This is a genomic window from Amycolatopsis sp. cmx-11-51, assembly GCF_047608665.1.
GTDB lineage: Bacteria > Actinomycetota > Actinomycetes > Mycobacteriales > Pseudonocardiaceae > Amycolatopsis.
In genome coordinates, this window is sequence record NZ_JADNQO010000004.1 from 156,888 (window position 1) to 179,586 (window position 22,699).

Annotated in this window: 20 protein-coding genes; 4 read left to right on the forward strand and 16 right to left on the reverse strand. The window is 69.0% G+C overall.

What is annotated here, in order from left to right:
* Positions 1-81: 81 nt before the first annotated feature.
* The 4 genes from ACM6LU_RS17230 to ACM6LU_RS17245 all read right to left on the reverse strand — a co-directional run bounded on the left by ACM6LU_RS17230 (position 82) and on the right by ACM6LU_RS17245 (position 3,774).
* Positions 82-711, reverse strand: a complete 630-nt coding sequence (locus tag ACM6LU_RS17230) for a hypothetical protein (RefSeq protein WP_414938719.1) — start codon at positions 709-711, stop codon at positions 82-84.
* Between the two features lie 261 nt (positions 712-972).
* Complete coding sequence (locus ACM6LU_RS17235; protein WP_414938720.1) at positions 973-1,629, reverse strand: response regulator; 657 nt, start codon at positions 1,627-1,629, stop codon at positions 973-975.
* Entirely contained in the window at positions 1,608-2,678 is a 1,071-nt protein-coding gene (locus tag ACM6LU_RS17240) for a histidine kinase (protein ID WP_414938721.1), read from the reverse strand. The genes ACM6LU_RS17235 and ACM6LU_RS17240 overlap by 22 nt, the downstream gene beginning before the upstream one ends.
* Positions 2,671-3,774, reverse strand: a complete 1,104-nt coding sequence (locus ACM6LU_RS17245) for a sensor histidine kinase (protein ID WP_414938722.1) — start codon at positions 3,772-3,774, stop codon at positions 2,671-2,673. The genes ACM6LU_RS17240 and ACM6LU_RS17245 overlap by 8 nt, the downstream gene beginning before the upstream one ends.
* Before the next feature lie 172 nt (positions 3,775-3,946).
* Between ACM6LU_RS17245 and ACM6LU_RS17250 the strand changes: the two genes are divergently transcribed.
* Positions 3,947-5,392: a choice-of-anchor A family protein gene (locus ACM6LU_RS17250; protein ID WP_414938723.1), complete on the forward strand. Its 1,446-nt coding sequence runs from the start codon at positions 3,947-3,949 to the stop codon at positions 5,390-5,392.
* Here the strand turns inward: ACM6LU_RS17250 and ACM6LU_RS17255 are convergent.
* The 3 genes from ACM6LU_RS17255 to ACM6LU_RS17265 form a co-directional block, all read right to left on the reverse strand.
* Positions 5,389-6,276 (reverse strand): DUF2268 domain-containing protein, encoded by an 888-nt coding sequence (locus ACM6LU_RS17255; RefSeq protein ID WP_414938724.1) that lies wholly within the window; start codon positions 6,274-6,276, stop codon positions 5,389-5,391. The genes ACM6LU_RS17250 and ACM6LU_RS17255 overlap by 4 nt on opposite strands.
* 246 nt (positions 6,277-6,522) lie before the next feature.
* A complete protein-coding gene (locus tag ACM6LU_RS17260) occupies positions 6,523-7,194 on the reverse strand; it encodes a GntR family transcriptional regulator (protein WP_414938725.1) in 672 nt (223 codons plus the stop codon).
* Positions 7,191-8,624, reverse strand: coding sequence for an aldehyde dehydrogenase family protein (locus tag ACM6LU_RS17265; protein ID WP_414938726.1), 1,434 nt, complete (start codon positions 8,622-8,624; stop codon positions 7,191-7,193). The genes ACM6LU_RS17260 and ACM6LU_RS17265 overlap by 4 nt, the downstream gene beginning before the upstream one ends.
* Before the next feature lie 137 nt (positions 8,625-8,761).
* On the opposite strand from ACM6LU_RS17265, the gene ACM6LU_RS17270 reads away from it, so the two are divergent.
* Positions 8,762-10,207, forward strand: a complete 1,446-nt coding sequence (locus ACM6LU_RS17270; protein WP_414938727.1) for a GMC family oxidoreductase — start codon at positions 8,762-8,764, stop codon at positions 10,205-10,207.
* Here ACM6LU_RS17270 and ACM6LU_RS17275 read toward each other — a convergent pair.
* The 3 genes from ACM6LU_RS17275 to ACM6LU_RS17285 all read right to left on the reverse strand — a co-directional run bounded on the left by ACM6LU_RS17275 (position 10,191) and on the right by ACM6LU_RS17285 (position 13,359).
* Entirely contained in the window at positions 10,191-11,114 is a 924-nt protein-coding gene (locus ACM6LU_RS17275) for an alpha/beta hydrolase (RefSeq protein ID WP_414938728.1), read from the reverse strand. The genes ACM6LU_RS17270 and ACM6LU_RS17275 overlap by 17 nt on opposite strands.
* Positions 11,111-12,070 carry an aldo/keto reductase gene (locus tag ACM6LU_RS17280; protein WP_414938729.1) on the reverse strand — a complete coding sequence of 320 codons (960 nt, stop codon included), beginning with the start codon at positions 12,068-12,070 and terminating at the stop codon, positions 11,111-11,113. The genes ACM6LU_RS17275 and ACM6LU_RS17280 overlap by 4 nt, the downstream gene beginning before the upstream one ends.
* Before the next feature lie 185 nt (positions 12,071-12,255).
* Positions 12,256-13,359, reverse strand: coding sequence for a zinc-binding dehydrogenase (locus ACM6LU_RS17285; protein WP_414938730.1), 1,104 nt, complete (start codon positions 13,357-13,359; stop codon positions 12,256-12,258).
* 49 nt (positions 13,360-13,408) lie between these two features.
* On the opposite strand from ACM6LU_RS17285, the gene ACM6LU_RS17290 reads away from it, so the two are divergent.
* On the forward strand, positions 13,409-14,788 hold the full coding sequence (locus tag ACM6LU_RS17290; RefSeq protein WP_414938731.1) for an amidohydrolase: 1,380 nt from the start codon (positions 13,409-13,411) through the stop codon (positions 14,786-14,788).
* Here ACM6LU_RS17290 and ACM6LU_RS17295 read toward each other — a convergent pair.
* Positions 14,705-15,421, reverse strand: coding sequence for an SDR family NAD(P)-dependent oxidoreductase (locus ACM6LU_RS17295; protein WP_414939145.1), 717 nt, complete (start codon positions 15,419-15,421; stop codon positions 14,705-14,707). The two genes, ACM6LU_RS17290 and ACM6LU_RS17295, sit on opposite strands and share 84 nt — an antisense overlap.
* A 69-nt stretch (positions 15,422-15,490) precedes the next feature.
* On the opposite strand from ACM6LU_RS17295, the gene ACM6LU_RS17300 reads away from it, so the two are divergent.
* Complete coding sequence (locus tag ACM6LU_RS17300; protein WP_414938732.1) at positions 15,491-16,432, forward strand: aldo/keto reductase; 942 nt, start codon at positions 15,491-15,493, stop codon at positions 16,430-16,432.
* A gap of 243 nt (positions 16,433-16,675) precedes the next feature.
* On the opposite strand, the gene ACM6LU_RS17305 is transcribed toward ACM6LU_RS17300, so the two are convergent.
* The 5 genes from ACM6LU_RS17305 to ACM6LU_RS17325 all read right to left on the reverse strand — a co-directional run bounded on the left by ACM6LU_RS17305 (position 16,676) and on the right by ACM6LU_RS17325 (position 22,582).
* Entirely contained in the window at positions 16,676-17,329 is a 654-nt protein-coding gene (locus ACM6LU_RS17305) for an alpha/beta fold hydrolase (RefSeq protein ID WP_414939146.1), read from the reverse strand.
* Positions 17,330-17,404: 75 nt separating this feature from the next.
* Positions 17,405-18,325, reverse strand: coding sequence for an ABC transporter permease (locus tag ACM6LU_RS17310; RefSeq protein WP_414938733.1), 921 nt, complete (start codon positions 18,323-18,325; stop codon positions 17,405-17,407).
* On the reverse strand, positions 18,322-19,266 hold the full coding sequence (locus ACM6LU_RS17315) for an ABC transporter permease (RefSeq protein WP_414938734.1): 945 nt from the start codon (positions 19,264-19,266) through the stop codon (positions 18,322-18,324). Before ACM6LU_RS17315 ends, ACM6LU_RS17310 begins: the two co-directional genes overlap by 4 nt.
* Complete coding sequence (locus ACM6LU_RS17320) at positions 19,263-20,843, reverse strand: ABC transporter substrate-binding protein (RefSeq protein WP_414938735.1); 1,581 nt, start codon at positions 20,841-20,843, stop codon at positions 19,263-19,265. Before ACM6LU_RS17320 ends, ACM6LU_RS17315 begins: the two co-directional genes overlap by 4 nt.
* On the reverse strand, positions 20,840-22,582 hold the full coding sequence (locus ACM6LU_RS17325) for a dipeptide ABC transporter ATP-binding protein (RefSeq protein WP_414938736.1): 1,743 nt from the start codon (positions 22,580-22,582) through the stop codon (positions 20,840-20,842). Before ACM6LU_RS17325 ends, ACM6LU_RS17320 begins: the two co-directional genes overlap by 4 nt.
* Between the last annotated feature and the right edge of the window lie 117 nt (positions 22,583-22,699).

Genomic DNA, 22,699 nt, shown 5'->3' on the forward strand with positions numbered 1-22,699 from the left:
GGGCCTCGAGGGCTTTCCGCATGGTCGGCACCAGCTCGTCACCCATCTTTTCGAACAGCCCGCCGCGTTCCGGTAAGACCGCTACTTCTTCCAGATGACCGGGTTGTCCTTGTACGCGTCACTGTCGGAGTAGGTCGCGCCGCCGACCTCTCCGCCTTCCCTGATGGCCTGCAGTCCACAGGTCTGGTAGGTGGCGCCGACGACCTTGAAGTCCCTCTTGGCCGTCTCGGTCTGGCACTGCGGGGTCTCGCCGGTGATGATCACTCCGGTGCTCTTGCCATCCGGGCCCACCGCGCGCAGCCGCACCGAGCTGTAGGTGAGGTCCGTGCCGCCGACGTTCTCCACGGACATCCGGATGTACACCGGGATCATGCCCTTGGCCTTGTCACCGTAAGCGGCGAGATCCTCCTTGGCGCCCAGCTCGATCGACTTGACGGTGATCGCGAGGGTGCCGGTCTTGTCGGTGCCGTACTTGAACGGGACGACGGCGCGGTCGCCGACCTTCAGTTCGCTGCCGGGCGCGGTGGTGTCGGCGTTCGAGACCGGGACGGTGCCGCTCGTCGCGGGGGAAGAGGCGGGGGCCGACGTCGGAGACGAAGCCGGGGTGGGGGCGGGAACCGGGTTTCCGGCCTCCTCCTTCCCGCCACAGGCGGTGAGCAGCAGCACCGCGGCGAAACCGGTGGTGAACAGGGCGATGCGGTCGGACTTCATGGATCTCCTCGGACTACTCGCCGAATCGGTCACGGCGTTCTCGCCACGCACCGTAATCGCCGTCGGTGTCCGGCGGTGTGGCCCGTTCGCACCACAATCGATCACGAATCGCTTACGCCGATCGGCCCAGCCCGGTTGGCCAGGATCACCTTCTCGCCCTTGCCGCCCGCGTCCACCGCGCACCGATCGGTCACGGCGTTCTCGCCACGGACCGTATCGCCGGATGGATCCGCTGGTGTGGCCCGTTCACACCACAGCCGATCACAAATCGCTCACGCCGATCAGCCCGTCCTGGATCGCCCGCGCGACGAGCGCGGCCTTGGTCGGGGCCTCCCTGCCGATCTGGGCGTACTTGACCCGGATCCGCTCGAGGTGCGAGTTGACGGTGTTCGGCGAGATCCCCAGCCGGTGCGCGACGAAGTCCTTCGACTCGGATTGGAACCACTCGATGAGCACTTCGGTCTCCCGCGCGGAGAGCGCGGGACGCCGCTCCGAACGGTCCCCGGCCAGCGCGCCCGCCAGCGACGGCGGCGTGTACGGCCGGTCGGCGGCCGCCGCGCGCACGGCTTCGAGGAGGTGTTCCGCGCCTTCGGCTTTGGTGAGGTAGCTGAGCGCGCCGAGTTCGAGGCACTGCAGGACGGTCTCGTCGTCGGCCCGCATCGAATAGACGACGACACGGCGGCCTGCCTCGGTGAGCCGCCGCAGATCGCCCATCGCGGGGGTGGTGCTGTTCAGGTGCAGGTCGAGGATGACGACGTCGGCCTGTGCGCCTTCGCCGATCCACGCTGCACGCACATCCTCGCCCTCGGCCACGACGGTGACCGGCGGGGTGCCCGAGGACAGCCAGTGCACGACCCCGGCCCGCACGGCCGGGTGATCGTCGACGACCACCGCGGTCAGTTCGGTCGCGAACGCCATTTCGCCTCCATCCACGATCGTTGTCCCCATGCGTGCCATTCGACGTCGACGGCGCCCGATCCGTTCGCTGGCGCACCGGGTTCACCGTCGGTGATCGCCGCGACCCGGATTTCGTCGCCGGCGCGCAGCACACTGACCCGCGCCTGGGACCGCGCGGCGACGAGCGCGGTCATCAGCGGGCCGGTCAGTTCGCGCCGGACGGCCGTCGGCACGGGCGCCGGTTCGCCGCTGACCGCCAGCGTCACCGTCAAACCCCGCCGTTCGGCGAGATCGACGCACGCGGACACCTCGTGCACCAGCGGATCGGGGACGTCGTCGTTCTCCGCGAACAGCCGTCGTAGTTGCGTGGCCGCGAGCGCGCACCGCTCTCGCACCACCGCGTCGCGCGGGTCCAGGGTGCGGTCGGCCAGTCCGGCGAGCAGCGGCAGGGTGGCGCCGAGCTGGCCGGCGAACCGGTTGCGCTGGTCGGCCTCCCGCTGCTCGGCGAGTGCCTTACGGTGGGCCAGCCGATCCCGTTCAGCGGAGGCCTCGGCGGCTTCGCCCGCCCGCCGGTGGACGACGCGGACCAGCGCCAGCGTCGCGGCCTGGAAGGTGACCACGCTGAGCCCGACGATCACCACGCTGCCGATCTCGGACCGGTCGGCCGGCGCGGACACCACGAGCCTGACGACGGTGAGCGCGAGTTGCGCGCCGAGGGCGGCGACGGCGGCCACGGGACGGTCCAGCAGCAGGACCAGCAGATGCCAGCCCGCCAGGCCGAAGACCCAGTGCCGGTCGCCGAACAGCTCACCGGGCGGCACCGCCCAGGTCGCGACCGCCGAGGCCGCCAGCACCACGACCGACCCCGTCACCGCGGCGGGCCAGGGGACCGCCTTGCCGCGCAGTACCCAGAACGCCGCGACCACCAGGACCGCACCCAAGGCCACGAAGGCGTACCCGCTCGGGGCGCCGCTCACCACGGGCAGGCTGAGGCCGACCTGGAGTACCGCGGTCACGATCAGCAACGCGATCCGGCAGCCGCCGAGGACCCGGTCCGTCGTTTCACCCATCGGGCCACACCAGTTCCACCGTGGTGCCCGCGCCGGGCGCGGAGGTCACCTTCGCCCGGCCGCCCGCCGCGGCCATCCGCTCGACGACCGATCCCCGGACGCCTCGACGCTGCGCCGGCGTCTCCGCCGGATCGAAACCGCGGCCCTCGTCCCGGACGATCACGCGGAGGCCGTCTTCGACCGTCAGCCGGGCCTCGGTGACGCCCGCGTGCCTCTCGACGTTCACCAATGCCTCCCGCACGGCACGGACCAGCGCGAGCGCGGCCGACGCCGGGATCGGCGGGACCGGCGACCAGCGCGTCTCGACCTGCACCGGGCTGTGCGCGAGCACCCCGCGCAACGAGGCCTCCAGGTCCACCTCCCCACCGGGACCGGATTCGCCGGTGAGCATCGCGAGATCCCGGCGAGCGTATTCCGCGACCTCGGCCGGGCCCGCCGCTTCCCCGCGCTGGGCCACCGTGAGAAAGGTGGCGGCCGCCGTGTCGTGCAGGACGGCCAGATACTCCCGTTCCTGACGTCGTCGTTCCACGGCAAGGGATTCCTCGCGCGCCAGCCGGGCGCGCCGCTCACGGAGGTGATCGATCCGGCGCGTCGTGCGCGACAAGAGGAGGAAAGCGCCCCTGGCGAGCGCGGCTTCGATCAGCACCCGCAGCACCACCGAAAGGCCGTCCTCGAAGCCGAGTGGCACCACCTCGATCGCCAGCAGGCAGGCGATGGCGGGCACGGTGATCTTCGGCGCCCATTCCCATTGCAGGGTGATCGCGGTGATGGTGAGGACGTTCAGCGCCCACTGGTTCAGCTCGCCGGCTTCGGGCGCGGTCAGGAATTGGGTGCCGCAGATCGCCGCGGCACGCACCAGAGTCAGTGCGAAAGCCACCGGCCTGCCCCGGCCGGTCTTGCCCGCGAAGTGCTCGGCCACGGCGGCGACCAGCGCCAGCGTCAACAGTCCGAAGCCGAGCGGGAGCGCGGCCGACGGCGTCGCGAGCACCCCGAAAACACTGATCACCAGCAGCCCGGCACCCCTGGCCGGTCCGGCGAACCGGCCGACCACCGTCGAGAACTCCGCTTCGACGGAGGTCTCACGAGCGGACGGCACGGGCAGCAGTCAAGCAGACGGCATCGATGCCCGCAGATGCTGGCCGTCAGAACGACGCGAAGAATTCGCGCGGGACGAAACACGAACGGGGTGGGCGATCACTCTCGCCCTGTCGGGGGTATTTCCGGTTTTCGAGGGTGTTCACCCGGTCGATCGGCACAAGAATCGCCGAATGCGTGCAAGGCGGTTCGCCTCGATCTCTGCCGGTGCCGCCGCGGCGGTGTGCGTGGCGGCCCTTGTCGTCACCGGTGGCGCGGTCGCGGCCCCACTACCCGGCGGCCTCGGTCCGTGCGTCGGCGATGCTTGCCCCGGCCAGTACCCGCCGGTGAACAATGGGGCCTACCCTGGCCGGGACAACGGCATCAACGTCTATGTCGGTGGCGAATTCCAGGTACGCGAAGCGGCGGCGGAAGCCGAAGGACGAGTCGTCGTCCTCGGTGATTTCGACATGGCGAAACGAGCGGGTGTGTCCGCCATCTACAACGTCGGCATCGCCGGTGTCGGCTCACGGGTCCCGCCCCCCGACGGCGCGGACTTCCTGACCACCGGCGGGAACGTGCGTGTCGCCCCGCGGCAACGGCTGGTCGCCGACGACGGTGTCGTCCGGCTCGCGGGGACCGTCACCGGGACGGTGAACGGAACGCTCGCGAAGGACCCCGACGCGGCGAAGCCATACGTGGGCCTGCGCGAGGATCTTCGGGTGGCGAGCCAGTGCTACGCGCGTGAAGGCACCACGCCGCGGCCTGCCACGGGCACGGCGCGCAACGAGGGATACCGCACCCTGTTCACCGGGGACGGGAAATCCGCGTTGCAGGTGTTCACCGTGGACTTCGACGTGACCGCGGCCAACGGCGGTATGCAGGGCATCGAGTTCGAAGGCATCCCGGCCGGGGCGACGATCCTGGTCAACGTGGTCGGCGCCGTCCGGACGATCAACACCTCCACCGGCGACCCCGGCGACGCGGACCCGATCAACAAGCTGCGGGAACGCCTGCTGTGGAACTTCCCGGACGCCACCAAGGTGAAGATCGCCGGTGGCGCCCAGTTCCAGGGAAGCGTGCTGATCGGCGACCAGGGGAGCACCGCGACGGTCACCGCGTCCGGGATGAACGGCCGCTTCTTCACCACGGGCAACCTGGTGCACAGCTCGGAGGCCACCGGTGGTGGCGGGCAGGAGTTCCACGCCTACTCGTTCAACGGTGACCTGCCCGAATGCGGCAGTACACCGACCACGACGCCGAGCAGCTCGACTTCGTCTTCCGGCACCACGTCGTCCAGTTCCACGAGCCCGACGAGTACCACTACATCGAGCAGTAGTGCCACTTCGAGCAGCAGCACTACTTCGAGCAGCGAGCCGTCGAGTACGACTTCGTCCAGCAGCACGTCGCCGACCACCATCAGCAGTGCCACGAGCACGACGCCGGGGCCCGGGATGACCACCGGCACCACGCCCGGCCAGCCGGGTGCGACCACGCCCGGTGGCGGGCCGTCCGACAGCGGCCCGCTGGCCTCGACCGGTAGAGAGGTCCGTGGCCTGCTGGTCGCCGGCCTGTTCCTGCTGTTGCTCGGTGGCGTGCTGGTGGCGCTCACGATCCGGTCGAGGCGCCGCGAGTCCTAAGAGATCCGGTCGAGCGCGGTGTCGATGACGTCGCGGCGGTCCGCGAGCAGGGCCTCCGCGGCGGTGCGGCCCGTCGCCGCCAGGTAGGCGTCGACGAGACGGTTGCCGACCGCGTACCCGGCACCCGTCGGCAGGCCGACGGGAGTGCTGCCGTAGCGCGCGGCGGTCTCGTCACCGTGCACCCAGGCCGCGAAGTTCCGCATGCCGGTGATCTCCAGCCCGGAGACGACCTTCGCGAACACCGAGCCGTCGTGCAGATGCGGCACACCGATGCGGGTGTAGCCGAGGTCGTCGCCGTACAACTGGCGGGCGAAGGCGTCGGCCAGTCCCTCGGACACGATCTGCTCGCCGACGGTGACCGTCGCCGGGTCCCAGATCACCCCGCCGGGGCTGTAGCGAAGGTTGTGGTTCAGCTCGTGAACCGCCGTCGCCTCCAGCCGTACCAGGTTCTCCGGGTATGGCCAGAAGTTGAGGTAGATGTAGCCGGACACGCTGCCGTTCGCCGTCATGCCCAGGTTCGGGCCCATGAAGTGCTCGTCACCGGGATCACCCAGGACGATGAGGACGGTGATATCCGGTACCGCGATGCCGGGAGTCGCCGCCGCCTGCGTGGCGACGGCGTCGTCGAGCGCCCGCTGGATACGGTTCCAGGCGTCGGCTTCACGCAGAGCGCCGAGAGCTTCCAGGCAGCGCTCTTCGTCGCTGTCGAGCGGGAAACCGGAACTCATCGCGTGCATCGCGACGAGGTCCACGTCGCCGGGGAAGTAGCGGTACATCCCGGCGGCGGGCTCGACCATCGCCTTGAGCAGCGCGGCGCGGTCCGCATGCGGCGCGCGCAGGATCTCGCGCATCGCCGGGTAGGTGTCCAGAACCTTGATCGTCATGGAAGCGACGTTAAAGGCTCCAGTGGGTGGAGACTCAAGCCTCGTGAGTGTTAAGGACCAGGAGTGTCTTAGGTCAGGATCGCGGTCCGTGAAGGACTCCTTGAGGGACCCAGGGTCCCTCAAGGAGTCCTTCACGGATTCGGAACACTCGGCCGGTCGGATGGGTCGGGTCTCGTGAGTACTGCCACCGACGGCGGACGAGAAGGAACTTTCCGTGCGCTTCTACGCGTTCCCGCCGCCGGGCGCCTAGGGATGCCGCCAGGCCAGGAACGTCTCCAGCGTCGTCAGCCGGTGCTCCCGCACCGCCAGTTCGATCTCCCCGGCAGGCGCGTTCCTGTCGAACAGGTCGAGGATGTTCTGGTGCTCCTGCACGGATTCGTGCGCGCGGCCGGGGACGAAGCTGAACGTCGACGTGCGCAGTCCGGCCAGCCGGTTCCAGCCGCGGTTGACCAGGTCGAGCACCTGGGGATTGGGGCAGGTGCCGAACAGGACACGGTGGAAGTCGCGGTTCAGCGCGGTGAACCGCGACGGCTCGAAGTTGTCGAGGCAGGCGGTCAGTTCCGCGTTGAGTCCTTTCGCCTCCTCGAGTGCCTTGCCGGGCAACGACGGCGCCGCCAGCGCGGCGGCGTAGCCCTCGACCAGCGCGAGCGTCTGCATGGTGTGCTGGTAGTCGCTCTCGTCGGCCATCGCGACCTGCGCGCCGATGTTGTGCTCGTAGGTCACCAGCCCCTCGGCCTCCAGCCGCCGGACCGCCTCGCGCACGGGCACGGTGCTGACCCTGAGTTCCTGCGCGATCTGCCCGAACACGAGGCGGTAGCCGGGGGAGAAGGCGCCGTCGTCGATCCGCGCCTTGATCCAGTGGTAGGCGATCTGCGACTTGCTCATCGCGGTCGAGTTCACCGCGTCGCCAGCGGTCACGAGTAGTGCAGCCAGACGGACTTGATCTCGGTGTACGCGTCGATCGCCCACGGACCCATCTCGCGGCCCCAGCCCGACGCCTTGTACCCGCCCCAGGGCGCGGCCATGTCGGGGATCGGCGGCATGTTGACGAACACCGCGCCCGCCCGGATGCCGTTGGCGAACCGGTGCGCGACGCCGAGGTCACGGGTCCACACGGTGGCCGCGAGCCCGTACTCGGTGTCGTTCGCGCGGGCCAGCAACTCGTCCTGATCGTCGTAAGCGGTGACGGCGAGGACCGGGCCGAAGATCTCTTCGCGCATGATCGTCATGTCGTCGGCGACACCGGCGAACAACGTCGGCGAGTAGAAGTAGCCATCGCGATCAAGCGCTTGGCCGCCGGTGACCAGTTCCGCGCCCTGCTCGCGACCGGTCGAGACGAGGAAGTCCACGTGCTCGCGGTGCTTCGCGGAGACAAGGGGACCGAGCTGGGTGGACTCGTCCAGGCCCGGCCCCAGCTTGAGGCCCTCGAGCCCGGCGGCCAGTTTCGCGACGAACTCCTGCTCGCGTTCGCGGTCCACGAAGAACCGGGTGTAGGCGGCACAGACCTGTCCGCTGTTCAGCGTCGCGCCCGCGAGGTTACCCGCGACGGCGGCGTCGATGTCGGCGTCCGAGGCGATGATGCTGGGTGCCTTGCCGCCGAGTTCGAGGGTGAGCCGTTTCAGGTTCGACTCCGCGCTCGCCGCCGTGATCAGCTTCCCGACCGCGGTCGACCCGGTGTAGGACAGGTGGTCGACGTCGCCGTGCCCGCTCAGGAGCGCGCCCACCGTGCCGTCGCCGGTGACCAGGTTGACCACGCCCGGCGGGAACCCGGCCTCGTCGACCAGCTCCACCAGCCGGATGCTGGTCAGCGGCGTGACCTCGCTGGGCTTGATCACCACGGTGTTGCCGGTGGCCAAGGCGGGCGCGAGCTTCCACACCAGGATCATCAGCGGGAAGTTCCACGGCGTGATCAGCGCGTTCACCCCGACCGGCTCACGGCGCGTGTAGTGCAGCGTGTCCGGGAAGGACACCGGGTTGGTGGTGCCCTGGATCTTGGTCACCCAGCCCGCGAAGTACCGCAGGTGCTCGGCCGAGCCGGTGACGCTGACCTGGCGGGAGATGCCGATCGGCTGGCCCTGGTCGCGTGTCTCGAGCGCGGCCAGCTCCTCGTGGTGTTTGTCGACCAGTTCCGCCAGCTTGAACAGCAGCGCGGCCCGCTGGACCGGCAGCAGTCCCGCCCAAGCGGGGTCGCTCAGTGCCTTCCTCGCGGCGCCGACCGCGGCGTCGACGTCGGCGGCCGACGCGGTGCCGACCTCCTCGATCACCTGGCCGGTGGCCGGATCGTACGTCGGCAGCGACCCGCCTCCGGCGGCGGTCCACTGTCCGTCGATGAACAGGCGTGTGGCCATGGCTAGCTCCTCCTCGACCGGTGTGTGATCGAGTATCGGGCGCCACATGGTCCCCGGTCTTGCCCGCCAGGGCACGCCGATTGTCGGCCAGCGAACCGAATCCGCCGGACGGCGTCCCGGCTTGCGAGGGTGGGGACATGGACGTCATCGTGGTAGGAGCGGGTTCGGCCGGTTCGGTGGTCGCCAGGAGACTGGCCGACTCCGGGGCGTGGGTGACCCTGCTCGAGGCCGGCGGGCCGGACACCAACCCGGCCATCCACGACCCTTCGCGGGCGGGAGAGCTGTGGCACGGCCCGGAGGACTGGGGCTACCACACGGTGCCGCAGCCGCACGCGGCGAACCGGCGGCTGCACCTGCCGCGCGGAAAGGTGCTCGGCGGGTCGCATTCGCTCAACGCGATGATCTGGGTGCGCGGCGCCCCCGCCGACTACGACGGCTGGGAACTGCCCGGCTGGCGGTGGGAGGACGTGCGCCCGGTGTTCGAGCGGATCGAGAAGGATCTGCTCGACGTCGTGCCGAACGAGCCGCTGCACCCGATCCAACAGTCCATTGTGGACGCTGCCGTGCAGTCGGGCCTGCCGTTCAACCCGGACTACAACGGCGACGACCTCGACGGCGTCTCGATTCAGCGTGTCACCACGCGGGACGGGAAACGGCTCAACACCTGGCTCGCTTACGGGCAGCCCGCCGCCGGGCGGATGACCGTCCACACGGAAGCTTTTGTGCACCGGTTGCTGATCGAGGGCACCAAGGTGACCGGGGTGCTGGCGGAGGTCGACGGCGAACTGCGCAAGGTCTTCGCCGACGAGGTCGTGCTCGCCGCGGGCGCGCTGGCCTCGCCCGCGATCCTGCTCCGCAGCGGCATCGGACCGGTCGACGAACTCGACGTGCACGGCATCGACGTCGTCGCCGAACTACCGGGGGTGGGGCGGAACCTGCACGACCACCTGCTGTGCCCGGTCATCTTCGCGACCGACCGCCGTGAGGTCGAGCCACCCGCGCCCGGCCGCTCGGTGACGCAGACCCACCTGTTCTGGCGCAGCCGTCCCGGCCTGGAAGTGCCCGACACCCAGCCGATCCACTTCAGCGTGCCGATGTACGAATCTTGGATGACCGGCCCGGAGACCGGGTTCTCGCTGATGGCGGGCATGGTCACGCCGCGCAGCCGGGGCAGCCTGCGGCTCTCGGGGCCGAACCCGCTCGACGAACCGCTGATCGACCTCGCCGCGCTGGAAGACCCGGCCGACTTCGAGAGCCTGGTCGCTTCGGTGGAGCAGTGCCGGGAGATCGGCCGGGCGGCCGCGCTGGCCGAGGATTGGGGCGCCCGCGAGCTGTATCCGGGGCCCGGCGCCGATGTCCGCGAGTACGTCCGGCGGACCGCCATCACCTACCACCACCAGGTCGGGACCTGCCGGATGGGCACCGACGAACTGGCGGTGGTCGATCCGGAACTGGCCGTGCACGGGATCAGCGGGCTCCGGATCGCCGACGCGTCGGTGCTGCCGCGGGTGACCACGGGCAACACCAACGCGCCGGCGGTGCTGGTCGGCGAACAAGCTGCTCGGTTCATGCTCGGCCGATAGTGCGGCGCAGCCAGGAGGCCCGGGCGGCCAGCGCGGCCCGGGTCACCTCGCTGTCCGGGGCGATCCGGTCGAAACCGTGATACGCGCCCGCCCAGACATGCAGTTCGGTGGGTACTCCCGCTCGCCAGAGGCGCCGCGCGTAGTCGACGTCCTCGTCGCGGAAGATCTCGGCCGCGCCGACCTCGATGAAGGCGGGCGGGAGCCCGGTGAGGTCGGCCGCGGTCGCCGGGACGGCGTAGGGCGAGGTCTGTCCATTGAGGAGGGATCGCCAGCCGAACTCGTTGGCTTCCCGGCCCCAGACGCCCCGTTCGGCGAATTCCACCGTGGACGGAGAATCGTTGCCACTGTCGATCATCGGGCACAGCAGCAGCTGGCCTGCCAGCGCCGGTCCGCCGCGATCCCTGGCCAGCAAGGCGATGCCAGCGCTGAGCCCGCCACCCGCGCTGCCGCCGCCGACGATCAGTTTCGCCGGATCGAAGCCGAGTTCACCGGCATTCTCGGCCATCCAGGTCAAGCCCGCGTAGCAGTCTTCGAGTGGCGCCGGATGCGGGTGTTCGGGTGCGAGCCGATAGTCCACGGTCACCGCGACAAAGCCGAAAACCTCGACGAGCGCGACCATCCGGGGCAGGTCGGCGAACCGGTTGTCCAGCACCATGCCGCCGCCGTGGATGTTGTAGAACCCCGGCGCGCCCCTGGCATCCCGGGGCGTGACGACGGTGACGACGACGTCGGTGCCGGGCACGGACCGGTCCTCCCAGACGAGGTCCCGGTCGCCGATCGCCTCGGCGCAGGTCAGGTTCCCGTCGGCCAGCGCCTTCCGCACGCTCGCCAGCGACTCGGCGCTGACCGGGGGGCCGGACGGCAGGCCTTCCAGGGCTCCGGCGAGTTCGGGGTCGAAGGTCGTCACGGGCCCTCCGGGTCGACGCTGTCGCGGTCCGCCCAGAACGGTTCGGCCAGCTCGCGCAGCTGCTTCGCGCCGACGCGTTCGACGAGGTCGACAGCGCCAAGATTGTCCTTGAGCTGACCGGTGCTGGTCGCGCCGAACAGGGTGGTGGTGTTCGCCGGGTGGGTGAGGGTGAAGGCAAGGCACAGCTGAGCCGCCGTCACGCCGAGATCACCCGCGATCTTCGCGAGTTCCGGTGCGGAGGAAGCGATGCGCTCGCGGATGCCGCCGGGATCGCGGCCGACCTGACGCGCGCCGCTGTTCTTGCCCAGCAGGAACCCGCCCTCGAAGATGTCCGAAGACTGGAGCGTGACCCCGAGTTCGCCGAAGACCTGCTTGAAGGGTTCACCATCCGGAATGGACCGCCGGGCGACGCTGTACTTCAGCTGTGCGATGGCGGGGCCGGGGACGCTTTCTCGCGCGGCGAAGTCGTGCAGGGCGCGGATGGTGGTGGCGGACCAGTTGTTCACGCCCCACTGCCCGATGAGCCCGGCCTCACGGAGTTCGTTCAAATCCAGCACGAGCCGGTGCAGATCGGTGTCGTCACGCCGGAGGTCACCCAGCACCACCAGATCGGCGTGCTCGACCCCGGCGCGGAACAGCGCGTTGTCCAGCTGATCGCGCAGGTTGTGCTCCGGATAGCCCTCCAGCCACAGCTTGGCCGAAAGCAGGTAGTCCTCGCGTTTGATCCCGGCCGCGCGGACCATCGCGGAGAACAGCACGTCGGTGTAGACCGGGGTGGCGCCGGGGAACCCGTAGACGCCGACGTCGAAGAGCGTGATCCCGGAATCGACGGCGGTGCGGACCAGGTTCACCGCCTCTCGGAAGTCCATCCGGTCGTAGGTGTGCCAGGAACCGAGCGAGAGCACGCCGGTGAGCGGGCCGTCGCGGCCGATGCGGCGCTGGGGGATGACGGACACGGAAGTCTCCTAGGAACAGGTGGCGGAGCAGAGGTGTGATCGGGAAAGTGCCCGTACGCGTGAACCCGCCTCGGCCAAAGGCCCCGCTATCGCGGTGGAAGGGCGCCCTTCCTCCTGACTTGACTTGGATCTACGGGCTGGCGGCCTGCCGACGTCGATCGCGGTCGCGGGTTCACCGACAACCACTAGGGAAGGCGGGGATCGATGACGGCTTTGAGTTCGCCGAGCCGCGACATCGACTCGACGCTGCGGGAAGCTTCGGAAAGCCCGACAGGTGCGCTGAAGAGTTCGTCCCATGGCAGCCGGTCGGCGAACGTGCGGAAGAAGTCCACCGAGCGGTGGTAGTCGGCGATGTCGCCGTTGAGCGAGCCGGCGACCGTGAGCTCCTTGCCCATCACGGTGCCCAGCGCCACGGGGGAGGGCGCGGGGCCGGTCGAGCCGACGATCGCGATCGTGCCGCGTTGCGCCGCGAAGGCCACGGCCTCTTCGCCGATGGTCGGCCCGCCTGCGAAGTCGAAGACGTGGTCGGCGCCGCGGCCGCCGGTGAGTTCCTTGACCCGCTCGATGCGGTCTTCGGCGGTGCCGTCGACCGGAATCGTCGCGGTGGCACCGAAACGTTCGGCGGTCTCCAGCCGATCGGCGGGTCCGCCGATGGTGATCACGTCACCCGCGCCGGAGATCCGCGCGACGGCGGTGGCGAACACGCCCAACGCGCCGGCACCCTGGACCACGACTGTCGCACCGGGACGGATCCCGCCCGACCGCGAGACGGCCCGCAGTACGGTTTTGCCCGCACAGCCGGACATCGAGGCCCAGGTGTCCTTGACGTCGTCCGGGAGCAGGAGCTTGGCCGCGCCAGGGGTCACGTAGCAGTACCGGACGAGACCGCCGGTGGCGTACGGGAAGACGTCGGAACGCTGGAGAAAGCCGTATCCACGCTTCTCACAGGCGACCGGCTCGCGCAGGATCGTGCAGCCGTGACACTTTCCACAGGTCGACTCGGACCAGCCGATGCGGTCGCCCTCGGTGATCTCCCGGCCGAGGGTGTCGGTGGTACCCGGTCCGACGGACACCACCTCGCCGACCATTTCGTGACCCAGCACCATCGGGAGCATGCCGGGGAAGGTCATCTGGCCCGACCAGATGTGTACGTCGGTGCCGCACAGGGTGGTGCAGGTGATCCGGACCAGCGCGGCGCCCGGTTCCGGTTCGTCCGGCAGCGGTAGTTCCCGCAGGGTGAGCGCGGAGCCGTGTTCGGTGAGCACCGCCGCTTCGGTTCTGTTGACCATCTTTTTAGTCTACAGTTGTAGGAGAAAAAGTCCAGATCCTGGAGGAACCATGCCGTCGCAACGTATTCGCCCCGCATCGCTCGTGGTCCGCGGCGGCCCGATCCTCACCTTCGACCCGGCGGGCACCGTCGTGCGGGCGATGGCGGCGCGCGACGGCCGGATCGTCGCCGTCGGCGATGTCGCCTTGGATCACGTCGGCCCGGAGACCGAGGTGATCGAGCTGGCCGGCAGGACCGTTTTGCCCGGTATCAACGATGCGCACCTCCACGCGACCTGGCTCGGTGCCCGATGGCCGGACACGCTCATCGGTGGTGCGGGATTCACCGGGGGAGAAGAGAAGACAGTGCGCACCGCGGCCGAACGGCGAGCCGCCATCCTGCGCGCGGGCGATCTGTGCGCGTCACTCGGCATCACGAGTTACACCGAGCCCGGCCTGGGCCCTGGTGAAACGGGCTGCTTCGGGGCCGAGGTGCTGGAGGAGTACGCGGCGTTGGCCGCGGAAGGACTTCTGCGCGCGAGGGTGACCGCGCTGCGGTTGTTCGGCCTGCTCGACGGCGTCAGCTCGCTGGCGGACTTCGAGCGTGGGCTGGCGACACCGTCACCGGCCGCGGATCCGTTGTGGCTCACCGTGCCCGGGGTGAAGATCTTCGCCGACGGGATCCCGCCGATGCGGTCCGCGTGGACACATCACTGCTACGCCGACGGTTCGCACGGCGCCCTGCTGGTGGACGGCGACGACGATCCCGCGCGCGCGGGCAATCTCGCCGCCATGATCGACTTGGCCCACGCTGCCGGGATGGTGGTCGCGGTGCACGCCACGGGGGATCGCAGCATCGAGGCCGCGCTCGGGTCGCTCCGCCGGGGTGACCATCTGGTGCACGGGGACCTGGTGACGGCGGAGCAGCTGGCGCGGATGGCCTCGGCGGGGGTCGGTCTGACCACACAGCCCGCGATCGCGGTGGCGATGCGGGGCATGCTGTCGGACGCCCTCGGTGCCGAGGTCGGCGCCCGCGCGTGGCCACTGGCGGAAATGCTGGAGTCGGGTGTCGCGCTGACGTTGAGCAGTGACGCGCCGGTGGTCACCCCGGACTGGCGGGTGCACATCGCCGCGGCCGCCCGGATGCTGGAAGCGTCCGAAGTGGACGCCGCACTGATGACCCGGCTTCTGCGCTGTTACACGGTCGAGGCCGCTCGTCAGGACGGGTCGGCGGAGTGGAAGGGCTCGCTGACCGTGGGTCGCGTCGCCGACTTCTGTGTGCTGGCGAGGAATCCGCTGGAGGTCGCGTTCGCGGACCTGCCGGACGTCGGTGTCGAACTCACCGTGTCCGGCGGCCGCGTCGTCCACTCAGGTGAGCAGTTGCCCGCCGTCGACCTGGAGGCTCACCCCGGTGAGATGGCCGGCGTCGGCGGAGGCGAGGAACAGGACTGACGGCACCACGTCGGCGACGGAAGCGATGGTTCCCAACGGAATCCTCGCTTCCCACGCCGCGCGGGCGGCGGTGTCCGACGCGAATCCGGCGGTCATCGGTGTGAGTACCGGGCCGGGTGCGACGGCGTTGACCCTGATGCCGTGGGGTGCCAGTTCGAGCGCGGCGGAGCGGGTGAGCGCCTCGACCGCGGCCTTGGTGGCCTCGTAATGGCCGAGCCCGGGGGTCGGCTGACGGGCGCCGATGGAGGTGATGTTGACGATGGAACCGCGGGTGCCCGCTTCGAGCATCCGCGCGCCGACCGCGCGGGTCATCAGGAAGGTGCCGCGGAAGTTCACCCGCATGCACAGGTCGAAGACGCCGATGTCCAGTCCCACCAACGGGCCGCCGCCTCCGGCGAGGCCGGCGTTGTTGACCAGGACCTCCACGGGGCCGAACCGGCCGGTGATCAGCGCCAGTGCCGCGTCGACCGACCCTGGGTCGGAGATGTCGAGTTCGACGTGTTCCGCGCCGAGTTCACCGGCCAGGTCGTGGGCCGCACGCGCGTCGACGTCGGCGATGACCACGCGGTCGCCCGAGGACTGGAAGGCTTCGGCGACTCCGCGGCCGATGCCACTGGCGCCGCCGGTCACCACTACGAGTCTCTTGTTCATTCTACGATCGTAGACTAAAAATGGTTTCTGTTGCCAGCGAAAGGAAATCTCGTGTACGAGAAGCAGAACGGGCTGGGCTTCGCCACTTCGTCACTCAGCCTGGGATCCTGGAACACGTGGGACCGGATGACTTTCGACGAGGCGGTGCGCCTGATCCGGCACGCGATCGACGCCGGGGTCACGCTGTTCGACGTGGCCCACTACAACATGGGACCGCATTCCGAACAGTCGCGCACGGATCTCCTCTTCGGCGAGGCCGTCCGAGCCGCCGGGATCAACCGCGACGACTATCAGCTGTGCGGGAAACTCTGGCTCTGGGACTACCCGAACACCGGTTTCGCCGAGCAGCTCGCGACCTCTTTCGACCGGATCGGCGTCGACCGCGCGGAAGCGGTCGTGGTCGGCGACTACTTCGAGCGGCCCGACATCTCGCGGATCGTCACCGAGGTGGCCGAACAGATCCGCCTCGGCCGGTTCGACGTGTGGGGCGTGAACAACTGGCTCGCTTCGGATCTCGACCGAGCGCTGGACTTCGCTTCGCAAGAGGGGCTTCCGGCGCCGACTTTCGCCCAGCTGAAGTACAGCATCGCGCGGCGCTCGATGGCTGAAGGTCCTTTCTACGGCCCGCATTTCGAGTCCGGACGGCTGGCCTTGCAGGCGTCGGACATTTTCGAGGGCGGGGTGCTGCTCGGCAAGACCCCGGACCGGAAGATCGGCGCGGACCCCGGCGGTATCCGTGAGTCGATCCGGGCGGCCGCCTCGCGTGTCGCACAGGTCGCCGGGGAGTTCGGAGTGAGTCCTTCGCGGCTGGCGATCGCGTTCTGTCTCGCCTACGCGCCGGTGGCGAACGTGTTGTTCGGGGTGAGCCGCTTCGAGCAACTAGAGGACAACTTGGGCGCGGTTCGGCTGGCGTCCGAGCATGGTGCGGCGGTGCGGGACGCGCTCGAGGACCTCTGGCTTGACCGCTCGGTCGCCGCCGATGGCACCCTCTGACGCCTGTCGCATGTGCAAGGAAGGACGCTTTCATAGCGAAATTTGCTATGAAAGCGTCCTTCCTTGCACGTCCGCAGTGGTACTGGTGTGCGCCGGTCCGTGATGTCCAGCGGCCGTGTCGCGAAAGCCACTTTGGGGACATCAGGCGTCCCCAAAGTGGCTTTCGCGACACCCGGAAGGGGCTCCTGGGCCCGACCCAAATCGCCACCGACGGCACCTCGGCACAGGCGCGAAACTAAGTCCCTACCCGAAGAACTCCCGCACGGCGGCCTTGAACTCCGGGCTCCGCAGTGCCCCACCGTGATCCCCTGGCACCCGTACCAGCGTGGCCCCCGGCACCAGCTCGACCAGCGTCTCGATGCCCTGACTCACCGGATCATCGGTACCGGCCACGAACCGCGTCGGCACCGTGACGGCACCCGCGACCGGGGCGAACGGCTCGGCGCGCAGATCCTCGATGCACCGCGCGAGCGCGGCCGGATTCCGGCCCGGCGCGGTGATCATGTGCGCGATCATCCCGGTCAGCGGATCGGACGGCGCCTTGCCGCCGTCGGCGAACGCCAGCGCGGCCGCGACATCGACGGCGCCGAAAGGCTCGAACGGGCTCACGCCGGCCAGCACGAGCCGCCGCACCGGCGCCTGGGCGGGCAGGTCCCAGGACAACCGGGCACCCAGCGAGTATCCGACGACGTCCACTTCGGACAGCGTCCCGACGAGCCGGGTGAGTTCGGCGGTGATCGCCTTGGCGCCCAGTGAGCCCGCGGGCGCCGGGCTGGAGCCGTGAGCGGGCAGGTCGGGCACGAGCACCTCGCGACCCGCGGCGATGAGTGCGGCGGGCCATCCCGTGGTGATCCAGTCGGTGTGCCCGTCGGAGGCGAATCCGTGCACCAGCAGTATCGGTGGTCCCGAGACGACCTCGGGGGTGAACCGGCGCACGGCCAGAGAAGTAGTGGCAGACAACGGAATCCTTTCTCAGCTGCCGGAGGGGCGGCGGGTGCGCAGGCGCTGCATCTCGCTCAGCGTCCGAGCGCGGGCGTCGACGGCGATCCGCAGCGACGATCCGATGAGGTTCAGCAGGAACACGCACACCATGATCGTCACGCCGGGCGCGATCACCAGCCAGGGCGCCTGCACCAGGTATGACCGCCCTTCGGCGATCATGTTGCCCCAGGTCGGGGTCGGGGGAGCGATACCGAGGCCGAGGAAGCTCATCGCGCCGTCGACCAGCATCGCGGCCGCCGACAGGATCACCACCTGCACCAGTGCCAGCGGCAGCACGTTCGGGAACACGTGGACGACGAGGATCTTCCCCTTGCTCATTCCCGAGACCCGCGCCGCGCCGATGTACGCCCGGCCGGCGATGCCGAGCACCCGGCTGCGGATGACGCGGGCGGTGAACGGCGTGAAGATCACCGTCAGTGCGATCAGTTCGGTCCAGATGCTCGCGCCGAGCGAGATCGCCAGCGCCATCGCCAGGATGATCGCCGGAAACGACATCCAGGCGTCCATCACCCGCATCAGCACCGCGTCCGCCGCCCGGAAGAACCCGCTGATCAGCCCGATCACGAGACCGGTGAAGGCCGCGCACAGAGTGATGAGGGCCGACAACCCGAGCGACGCCCGCCCACCGGAGACCAGCCGGGCGAGCACGTCACGGCCGATCGAGTCCGTGCCGAGGGGATGCGCGGCCGACGGCGGCAGGAGCCGGTTGACCGGGTCGGTCGCGCTCACGCTGGGCAGGAAGAACGGCAGCACGAGCACGGCCAGGACGATCAGCGCCAGCAGCGCGGTGGTGATGATCAGCATCCGGTTGCGCCGGAACAGTTTGGCCGCGCGACCGGCCGAGGGTACTGCACGCACCGACGGCGTCTTTTCCACCAGAGCCACGCTCACGACACACGCACCTTCGGGTCGAGCAGCGCGTACGACAGGTCCACCAGCAGGTTGACCAGTACGAACAGCACCGCGACGAACAGCGTCACACCCTGGATCAGCGGGAAGTCCCGAGTGGACACCGCGCCCATCAGCAGATGGCCGAGCCCTGGCACGACGAAGATGGACTCGATGATCACGATCCCGCCGACCAGCATGGCGAAGTTGCTGCCCAGCTGGGTGATCAGCGGCATCAGCGCGTTCGGCAGGACATGTTTGGTCATGACCTGCCGCTCCGACAGTCCCTTGACCCGCGCGGTGCGCAGATACGCCAGCGGAAGCTCGCCGAGCAGGCTTTCGCGCAGGGTGAGCACGAACAACGCGGTCTGCCCGATGATCAGTACGGTCAGCGGCAGCATCAGCGCGGGCACCGCCGTCGCCGGATCGGTGAACAGGTTTTCGTACCCGCTGGAGGGGAACCAGCGCAGTGTCACCGAGAACACCAGCACGAGCATCAGCGAGATCCAGAAGTCCGGCATCGCCATCCCCAGTGCGGACAGCCGGTCGAGCAGCCGCGCCACCGGATTGCGTGGTGACACTGCTTGCCAGGACGTGATCGCGACCGAGAGGAAGAAACTGATCACCGTGGACAGCACGGCCAGTGTCAGCGTCGGCAGGATGTGGTCGGCGACCACGCCGAGCACCGGCGCGTGGTAGGTGATCGACGTGCCGAAGTCGCCCTGCAGCACGTTTCCGGCCCAGCCGAGGTACTGTTCCCACAGCGTTCCGTTCAGTCCCATGCTCTCCCTCAACGCGTCCACATCGGATGGACGCGCCGTTGGGCCGAGGATGGCCTGCGCCGGGTCGCCGGGGATCAGCCGGATGACGAAGAACATCATCGTCCCGACGATCACCAGGATGATCACCAGATCGCGCAGCCTGCGCAGCAGCAGACCGGTCATGATGCCAGCCAGGTGTTCCAGAAGACACGGTAGAAGTCGCCGTAACCCTTGAGCTTGGGGGAGTAGGCCGCGTACAGCTTGGACTGGCTCAGCGTGATCACCGACAGCTGCTTCCAGGTGAACGCCTGCAGCTTGTCCACCACCGCCTTGGCCTGCTCCGGCGTGGTCGAGGCGTTGAACTCGGCCATGAGCCCGTCCAGTTCGGGTGAGGAAGACCCGTTCAGCGTGCCGAGGGTGAGCGCGGGCATCTGCGCGGGCGAGGTCAGCGCCGAGTCGAAGAACAGCGTGGTGATGTCCCAGCCGCCCGGCTCTTTCGTCAGGGTGCCCAGCATCGTGGCGAAGTCGAAGGTGTCGATCTTGGTGTTGATGCCGATCTTCGACAGGCTGTCCTGGATCAGCACGGCCCATTTGCCGAACTCGGGGTAGGAGCTGGTGGTGACGATGCGGATGGTCGCGCCCGCGGTGATCCCGGCCTCGGCCAGCAACTGCTTGGCCTTCTCCGGGTCGTGCTTCTTGTAGACCTCTTCGCCCGCGGTGGAATAGAACTGCTTGTTGTCCGGGGAGGCGAAGGCGCCGGTCTCGACGGTGAGGTCCTTGCTGCCGCCGGTGGCCGCGTTGATCGCGGGCTTGTCCAGCAACAGGTTCAGCGCCTCACGGGCACGGGGGTCGGCGAACTTCGAACCGGTGTTGAAGTTCGGGATGATCACATTGTCGTTGCCGCCGGGCAGGTTGTGCACGACCACGGCCGGGTTGTTGCGCAGCGTCTCGTACTGGTCGTTGGTGGGCATGATGTGCTCCCACTGCCCGGTCTGCAGGCCGTTGATCAGCGCGTCCTGGTCGGAGACCACCTTGTAGGTCACGGTGTCGAGGTACGCGTGCTTGGCGCCCGCCTGGCCGCCCCAGTCCTCTTCGGACCGGGATTTGTAGCCCTGGTTGCGCTCCAGCACCAGTTCACGGCCGATATCCCAGCTCTTCAGCTTGTACGGCCCGGTCCCGATCGCCTTGTCCTGGCCGAACCCGGTCGGGGGGACACCGGTGAGGTTCTTCGCCTCGTAGATCTCCGTGCCCGCGCCGGCGAGTTCGTTGATCAGCGGATAGCGCGGCTGCTTGAGCTTGATGGTGACCGTTGCCGGATCGGCCGGGGTGATCGCCTCGATGTCCGGGGTGACCAGCTGACCGGTGCGGTGGACCTGCTGCCACCGCTTCAGGCTCGCCACGACGTCCTCGGACGTCAGCGGGTTGCCGTCGTGGAAGGTGACGCCCTGGCGCAGCTTGAAGGTGTAGGTGAGCCTGTCCGGGCTGGTGGTGAAGTCCTCGACCAGCATGGGCCGCGCGGTGAAAGCTCGGTCCACTTCGAACAGCTTCTCGTACATCATGTTGCCGATGTGCGCGGTCACCTGGCCGGGGTTGGCGACCATGTCGAGGGACTGCGGATCGGTGGGCACGGCGACGTTGAGGTTGCCGCCGGGCTTCGGGGGGCCGTCGGCGGCGCCACCGCCCGCCTGCTCTCCCATACACGAGCTGAGCAGCAGGACGGTCGCCACGCCGAGCGCGGCCGAGGTCAGGGTTCGTCTCATGGGTTCCGCACTCCAATTTCGGGGTTCGCCGCGAGCAGGCGGCGGGTGTACTCGTGCCGGGCGCGGAGCCGGATCTCTTCCGGGTCGCCGATTTCGATCAGTTCACCCCGGTACATCACGCCGATCCGGTCGGCGACCGAGAGCACCAGGCTGAGGTTGTGCGTGATGAACAGGAAGCTGAGCGCGCGGGTGCGCCGCAGGTCGAGCAACAGGTTCATCACCTGACCCTGCACCGAGACGTCGAGCGCGGAGGTGGGCTCGTCGGCGACGATGAGGTCGGGTTCGGCCGCGATCGCGCGGGCGATCGAGACGCGCTGCCGCTGACCGCCGGAGAGCTGCGACGGCAGTTTCTTCGCGGTGTCCGAGGGGAGCCCGACCTCGTCGATCAGTTCGGTGACCCGGCGGTCCAGTTCGGCGCCGCGCAGGCCGGTGAGTTCCCGCAGCGGTTCGGCGATGATCCGGGCGGCGGAATGCCGGGGGTCGAGCGAGCTCTGCGGGTCCTGGAAGATGAGCTGTGCGCGGCGGCGGAACGAGCGCTCGTCGCCGTCGAGTCCGGACGGGGTGCACCGATGCTCGCCGAAGGTGATGGTGCCTCCGGTCGGCGTCTCCAGCGCGCTCACCAGACGGCCGAGTGTCGTCTTGCCCGAACCGGATTCCCCGACCAGGCCGAAGAACTCGCCTGGCGCGATCTCCAGTGACACGTTTTTGACCGCGTGCACCTCGGGCCGGCGGTTCAGCGAGAACCGCCCACGGCGTCCGTACACTTTGGACACCGAGTCGATGACGAGCGTGGTGCCCTCGCCCGCGTTCTCCGCTTTCGGGCGGCTCAGCGCCTTGGTCTCGGTCGCGATCGCCGATTCGCCGTTCATCGCGGCATCGAGGAGCGCTTCGGAGATGGTGGGGAAGCCGTCGCGCCTGCTCACCCCGAGTTTCGGCACGCAGTCGAGCAACGCCTTGGTGTAGGGATGCTCCGGCGCGTGCAGAATGTCCTCTTTGGACCCGAGTTCGACCAGTTCGCCGCGGTACATCACCGCGATCCGGTCGGCCACCTGCGCGGCCACGCCCATGTCGTGCGTGATGAAGACGCACGCGGTGCCGTGGTCGCGGCGGACGCGGTCGAACAGGGTGAGGATCTCCGCCTGGGTGGTCACGTCCAGGGCCGTGGTCGGCTCGTCGGCGATCAGCAGGCCCGGGTCGGCCATCAGCGCCAGCGCGATCATCACGCGCTGCTGCATCCCGCCCGACATCTGGTGCGGGTACAGGGAAAGCACCCGGTCGGTGTCGGTGAGGCCGACCTCCTTCAAGAGGCCTCGCGCCTTCCCCTCGGCCTCGCGGTGCAGCGGCGTTCCCTTGCGTGCGGCTTGGCGTGGCAGGGAACCGGGCTTGCGGTAGGCCTCGATCAGCTGCTTGCCGACTCGTTGACTCGGATTGAGCGAATCCAGCGCCTCCTGGAAGATCATCCCGATTCGCGGGCCGCGATAGGAGCGCATCTCATCGGCCGACAACCGGGTGAGGTCCACGCCGTCGACGGTGATCTCACCGCGGGTGAACACCGGCGCGACGAACTCCAGCAACCGGATGATCGACAAGGCCGTCACCGTTTTACCGCTGCCGGATTCGCCGACCACGCAGAGTGTCCGGCCTTGTTCGAGGTCGAACGAGAGTTCTCGGACCAGTTCGCGTTCGGTTTCGTCGGCGATCACGCCGACGGTCAGTTCTCGTAATTCGAGCAGGGTCATGATTCCCCTTTCCCGAGCCCGCCCGAAGCGGACCGCACAGCCGGGGAACGGGCCTCCGGCGGGGGTAGTTCTACGCATGTTGACACTGGGGGACGACACTGTCAATGGGTATATTCT